Annotated in this window: 4 protein-coding genes and 2 pseudogenes; all 6 read right to left on the bottom strand. The window is 34.1% G+C overall.

Annotated elements, in window-relative coordinates; translation table 11 throughout:
* Positions 1 to 112 precede the first annotated feature (112 nt).
* Positions 113 to 535 (bottom strand): annotated as a pseudogene (locus ACFFIT_RS04245) (methyl-accepting chemotaxis protein); the annotation flags it as partial.
* 120 nt (positions 536 to 655) lie between these two features.
* Positions 656 to 1,411 (bottom strand): annotated as a pseudogene (locus ACFFIT_RS04240) (PAS domain-containing protein); the annotation flags it as partial.
* A gap of 106 nt (positions 1,412 to 1,517) precedes the next feature.
* On the bottom strand, positions 1,518 to 3,104 hold the full coding sequence (locus tag ACFFIT_RS04235; protein WP_385876406.1) for a methyl-accepting chemotaxis protein: 1,587 nt from the start codon (positions 3,102 to 3,104) through the stop codon (positions 1,518 to 1,520).
* A 324-nt stretch (positions 3,105 to 3,428) separates the two neighbouring features.
* Complete coding sequence (gene rsmE, locus ACFFIT_RS04230; protein ID WP_385876405.1) at positions 3,429 to 4,166, bottom strand: 16S rRNA (uracil(1498)-N(3))-methyltransferase; 738 nt, start codon at positions 4,164 to 4,166, stop codon at positions 3,429 to 3,431.
* Between the two features lie 10 nt (positions 4,167 to 4,176).
* The gene (locus tag ACFFIT_RS04225; protein WP_385876404.1) at positions 4,177 to 5,118 is read right to left on the bottom strand and encodes a helical backbone metal receptor; all 942 of its coding nucleotides are present in this window, start codon (positions 5,116 to 5,118) and stop codon (positions 4,177 to 4,179) included.
* A gap of 95 nt (positions 5,119 to 5,213) precedes the next feature.
* Complete coding sequence (gene mtnN, locus ACFFIT_RS04220) at positions 5,214 to 5,912, bottom strand: 5'-methylthioadenosine/S-adenosylhomocysteine nucleosidase (protein ID WP_385876403.1); 699 nt, start codon at positions 5,910 to 5,912, stop codon at positions 5,214 to 5,216.
* Positions 5,913 to 6,283 lie beyond the last annotated feature (371 nt).

Below are 6,283 nucleotides of genomic sequence, written 5' to 3'. Positions count from 1 at the left end.
AGTCTCAATAATGCCTATTATACTTGACGAAATCGAATGAACGACATGTGTTTGTCGGATGCTTACAGAACAAAGCACTCAATGTTTGATAAAACATTGAGTGCTTTTTATTTTATAATGAGAGATCTTTAACGGTTTCAGATACATTTTCAGCGTCAATAATAATGTCTTCAATCGCATTAGAAATTTGAGTTGCTTGTTTTTCACCAGCAGACGTCATTTTGAACACATCAGAAATTTTATCATCAATTTTTTGAGTTACTGACGAATTTTCTGTTATTACTTCTGCAATCTTAGAGGTAGATTCAGATGTAATTGCAGCAAGTTGTCGAACTTCATCTGCAACGACGGCAAAGCCTCTTCCCTGTTCACCCGCTCTTGCCGCTTCAATCGCAGCATTCAATGCCAATAAATTCGTTTGATCTGCAATTGAGCTTATAGTAGAAACAATTGCCTCAACATTTTTTGATAAACGATTTAATTCTGAAATTAGTTGATTAACATCTTCAACTGCGAGATTTATTTCTTTTGAATTGCTTAATAATTGGTTAATCGATTCACGTCCAGTTGTTGCACTTACCACAGTTTGCTGAGCTATTCCACTGGCTTTTTGGGCCGCACTTTGAACTTTCATGCTCTTATCAACGCGATCTGTAATATTACTTGCCAATTTAATAATTTTTGTGACTTCACCAAAGCTATCATAGATAGGATTGTAGGTTGCTTCTAACCAAATACTTCTTTGTTGTTTATCTAATCTCAAAAAGAGACCATTTTTAACATTACCATTAGCTAAATCTTGCCAAAAATTAGGGTTTTTTTCATAAAACTCTTCGGTACAGAATATTTTATGTTTTCTACCGACTAATTCCTCATTGGTATAACCCATCACATGCTGAAAGTTTAAGTTTGCATTAACTATAGTTCCATCTGGTTCAAATTCTATAACTGCTAATGATTTATCTAATGCAGTAATCAGTGCTCTATTATGATCTAAATCATTTTGATCTTTCGTTACATTTGCTGCAACTTTAGCAACATAATCAACTTTACCATTTTTCATGACCGGAAAGTAACTTGCCTCTAACCAAACTTTATCTCCTCTTTTAGAACGTCTTGCAAAACGTCTAGTCGCAGGAATTCCTCTTGAAAGCCCTTCCCAAAGTTCTCTATATTCTGGTTTTTCAACATCCTGATAAAAGCAAAGATTTTGGTGATGTTTTCCAACGACTTCATCTGCAGAGTAGCCTAACGTATCTAAAAGTTTGGTGTTAGCATATTTTATAATGCCTTCTGGAGTGAATTCTATATAGGGAACAGTTGAGCTAATAGAGTCAAAAAATCTTTGGCTATCTGCTTTACTTTTAACTAATTTATGTGTGTTATTTTTATGAAAAATATTAGAAAACATACAGCTCTCCTATTCTAGGAAATTAAATCTAAAGAACGATACATTCAATTGCTTAGTCTTTCTTAAATGTACTATTTATTTTGAAACTAAAACGAAGAATTTTTATTTACTTATTAATGGAGATCGCATCAATCTCGAATTGGCCGATGGCTTTTTCAAACACAGCAGTTTGTTTTTCTAAATGCTCTGTTGCCTCAGAAGCCTGACTGACTAACATCGCATTTTGCTGTGTTGCAGTGTCAATTCTAGATATGGCAATATTGACCTGAGAAATACCCTCAGTTTGCTCATTGGACGCTATGGCTATTTGATTGATTAGAATCGATACTTCATTAATTGATTCTTTTATCTTATCCATTAACTCATCAACTTCAGCAGCTCTCGTAATACTTTCGTTGCTCATATGTACTGAACTGTCTATAAGATTTTGTATTTCTTGGGCTGCAGTTGAAGATCTTTGAGCTAGGGTTCTAACTTCGTTAGCAACGACTGCAAAACCTCGACCTTGCTCTCCTGCCCTAGCAGCCTCTACAGCAGCATTCAAGGCTAAAATATTGGTCTGAAAAGCAATTCCCTCTATGACTGAGGTAATATCATTAATCTTAGATGCACTTTCGCCCATCCCATTGACCGTTTTTAACATATTTTCCATTGCTGCGCTTCCTTGATCAACCATATCAACTGTTGCTTGAGTAAGTGTATCTGCGGTTGCAGCTGTCAGAGCATTAGCTCTTACTGTTTCTGTCAGTTGAGTCATACTAACTGATGTTTGCTCTAGCGAAGCTAATTCATCATCCGTTCTTTGAGATAAATCTTGATTACCTGAGTTAATTTGTGCGACCGCGGAATGAATTTCATCACTACTTTTATGGATTTGTAAAACAATCTCTTGAAGGTTATTTTTCATAATAATCATCTGAGATAAGAGGCTATTACTATCGTTCCGATTGACTTCAATAGGCACATTTAATTTACCTTGTGCTATTTTTTCTACTATAGTCGAAACATAATTCGGATCTCCGCCTAACTGTTTCATGATACTTCTTGATAACAGTAAAATACAAAATGCAACAATTATTAAAGCCACAACGAAAACGAGCAAAAGAATGAATAGAGATTGAGAAATTTCTGTTGAAGCAATTTCAGCATCACTAGTAAACAATTTATCAATAACAACGATTAATTCATCGACTGCCACTTTATGATTAAAAAATGCTTCATCTAATCGTTTATATGCTAAATCTCTGGAATCACTTATTCTAATCTGCGCACTGATGTCTTGCTGCACTGCAGGAATTAATTCTTTTTCAACTATCTCAAAAAACCTCAGTGCTTCAGTATGGATTTCTCCCTCGATTAACTTGAGTAGTTCAGGTCTATCTGCCTCTTTTTTTTGCCATTTCTCATGATCTCTAAAATAATCATTTCGACTCTGTTGAAATAATTTAATTTGTTCATTAAAAAGCGCAGTATCTTGAGCTATATATATTTTGTTTGCGGCAACGTAAGCACCTATAGCATACACTGTGGGTGGCATACTATCGGCTTTTAAATCTTGTAACTGCTTAAGCTGAAAAAATATGGGGCCGTCCATCCTCGCATCATTGATGACTTTAAAAGACAAAGCACCATAAATAATGAAACCAAATATAATAACAATAAAAAGAAAAGAGAACTTTTGGGTGAGTTTCATAAAATACCTTATATCAGCACAAGATAAAACCATCATTGTGAACCTGCATGCACATTCAAGTTTATTTATCTAGTGGTTTGTAATTCCACTTCATACTTAATGAAGTAGCTGCGAAAAAGAGGTAATTGAGCCTGACACTAATTGAAATCTCTAGCGACTAATTATTAGCTAATTAATATTATAATGAAGGTTTTTTTATTTTTCTTATTACCGTTCAAATCTAAATTAAATGTGATTACATTTTGACATAAAAAAACAATATTTACTACTATGATTTATGCTTTACAGCGGTGAGATTGTAAAAATTTATGTATAATAAACGTTTTAACCTAAATCCCCTAACTTTAGCTGAAGTGCTGAAATAGCAGTTAATGCGGCTGTTTCTGTTCTTAATACTCTAGGTCCCAAAATAATTTCTTTGAAATTATGTTTAACTGTTAAGCCGATTTCCTCATCTGTCAATCCCCCCTCTGAGCCAATTAAAAGATCGATTGTCGGGTTTTCAGAAGGTAATATAAGATTATTAATCCCTTCCTCGGCCCTAGGATGTAATGTTAACCTAAGTGCTGCACTTTCATTTTGACAAAATTGCGCCAAAGAGCGAATCGGATTGAGTTTAGGTAAAATTGTTCGTCCACACTGCTCGCAAGCAGAAATGATGATTTTTTCCCACTGCTGAATTTTTTTTTCTTCTCTTTGCTTATCTAACTTCACGCCGCAACGTTCGGAATAAAGAGGGCTAATTTCACTGACACCTAATTCAACCGCTTTTTGAATGGTAAATTCCATTTTATCTCCACGAGAGATCACTTGACCAAGATGAATTTTTATCGGGGATTCACATTCCTTACTCCAGCAGTCTTCGATAAGTACCTTTACTTGCTTTTTATCTATTTGAATAATGGTCGAAGAAAACTCTTGCGAAGTGCCATTAAATAAAGTCAAAGGCTGCCCCTCCTTCATCCTTAACACTTTGGCTATGTGGTGGCTTGCTTCTAAAGATAAAAAAAACTCCTGATCTTTAACTAACCGCTCTGAATGATAAATTCTTACTTCACGCATTGGATTTCCTCTATTCTTTTTTTAATTCATCTAACTCTTTTTGAATAACTTCACATAAAAAACGTGTTTGATTCACCAGTCTTGGTGTTTCCCTGGAAAAGATATCCGGGTTTAATATAATGAGGTTGACATTATTAAATATATAGTCATTATGCTGAAGTAGAGATAAATAATGTTTCCTGGGTTCTTGTTCTCTAACAACAAAAAAATTCTGGATGCTCTCATTAAATTCTACATAAAATTTTTCATCATCGGTAATGGCCATAATTATTTCAGGCGCTGATTTAACTATTCCTTCTTCGGTAACAATTGGCCATTTATTGATTTCATTTCCAAAGATGTTAACCACCCCGCACCTAGAAAGTAATTCATTAAATATATTTTTTCTATTCGATGTCAAAATAGGATGAGTCGAGTATTGAATAAATACTCTATATTTTTTATTGTGCGTATTAAATAGTTCATCTATTTCCTTAACATCATTTTTTATACTTATCAGTGTATGCTGTCCAATTGTTTTATCTTCTGTCCATTGTGATAACTCAGTAATTACTTGAATCATTTCTTCAATTGAATCTAATGAAAATTCTCTAACATCTAATCCTATTTTTTTAAGTTTTAATTGAGTGCCACTAGGTATAAGTTGCTCTTGTGCGATCACTACATCTGGTTTAGCAGCTAACAGAGTTTCTACAAACACGCCTTGACTATCTGAGATAATTGGGAGTTTACTAAGACTAGAAGGATAGTCTGAATATGCACTTACGCCAACTAAATTATCAGAAAGCCCTGCACTTACAGCTAATTCAGCCAAATTTGGAGTCAATGTGGCTATTTTGACTGCTGACTGTTGATTTAATGAAGAAGATAACTGTGTATTTAATGCGTATAATGGTGTTACATGCAACAGGCAGAAGATCACTCTTACGGTAATTTTTGTGAATAATGGCATAAGACAATTGATCTTCATAGGAATAATTTTTTAAATACGAATTACCAAGATAGATTAACTATACAGTAATCTATCTCACCGCTTAGGTAACCAAATTATTGATTAATTGTTTCTATTAATTTAACTACCAACAAACTAGATTGTTTCGCAGCAATTTGTAAAAATTCATCAAAAGATAAATGTGACTCTTTGTCAGCGACGTCAGAGATAGCTCTCACTACAACAAAGGGGACGCCAAACTGATAACAGGTATGTCCAACAGAAGCAGCCTCCATTTCGACAGCGATAACAGAAGGAAATTCTTTTAAGATGCGTTGCAAATTATCAGCCCCATTTATAAACGCATCACCACTGCAAATTAGTCCCGTAACAGCATTCAAACTCATTTCTTGAGCGCATTTTTTTGCTATCTCAATCAGGAAACTCTCTGCCTTAAAAAAGGCAGGCGCTCCAGCCATCTGCCCTATTTCATAGCCAAATGCCGTAACATCCGCATCGTGATAACGAACCTCTGAAGAAATAACGATGTCTCCTACATTCAAGGATTGAGCCAACCCTCCAGCCGATCCCGTATTGATAATAATATCTGGCGAATAATGAGTGATGAGTAATGTTGTTCCAATAGCAGTCGACGTTTTGCCGATACCAGATTTTAACAATGCTACGGAAGAACTGCCAATTTTTCCAATGTATATTTCACAACCACCTTGAGCAATTGTTTCTTCAATATCCATTTTTTGACGTAAAATTAAAACTTCTTCTTCCATTGCACCTATGATACCGATTTTTTTCATTATTATATCCTTTTATCTGTTTATAATGAGCTAGACTAATTGGCTTAAACTGACATTTCTAAAAATAAATGCATCGCTTATTATTTTGAATAAGTTTTTTGATTGTATTTTATTGCACTGTGCACAAGTTTATCAAAACTAAGCAGACATAAAACAAATTGAATTAAAAATAGATATTTTAAACAATCCCTTTTATCATACATTTTTTTACAAAAGCATATCACAAAACACTTTATTCTAATATCCCAAGTTCTTTTTTCTCTGATCCAAAATATTAATCTTGATGATAGCTAATTTAATCAGATGCGCGTTTTTTGAATAAGTGATAGAATAAAAAAGTAGGTTTTAGCATAAAACTTGAATAAATCCTC

This window comes from Thorsellia kenyensis, from assembly GCF_042432445.1.
Classification (GTDB): Bacteria; Pseudomonadota; Gammaproteobacteria; order Enterobacterales; family Thorselliaceae; genus Thorsellia; species Thorsellia kenyensis.
The sequence above is the reverse complement of the archived record's forward strand: the minus strand, read 5'-3'. Positions and strand labels throughout refer to the sequence as shown.

Excerpts from the sequence above, each read along its gene's own strand:
- ACFFIT_RS04235 (WP_385876406.1), bottom strand. The coding sequence starts at position 3,104 with ATGAAACTCACCCAAAAGTTCTCTTTTCTTTTTATTGTTATTATATTT.
- rsmE (WP_385876405.1), bottom strand. The coding sequence starts at position 4,166 with ATGCGTGAAGTAAGAATTTATCATTCAGAGCGGTTAGTTAAAGATCAG.
- ACFFIT_RS04225 (WP_385876404.1), bottom strand. The coding sequence starts at position 5,118 with ATGCCATTATTCACAAAAATTACCGTAAGAGTGATCTTCTGCCTGTTG.
- mtnN (WP_385876403.1), bottom strand. The coding sequence starts at position 5,912 with ATGAAAAAAATCGGTATCATAGGTGCAATGGAAGAAGAAGTTTTAATT.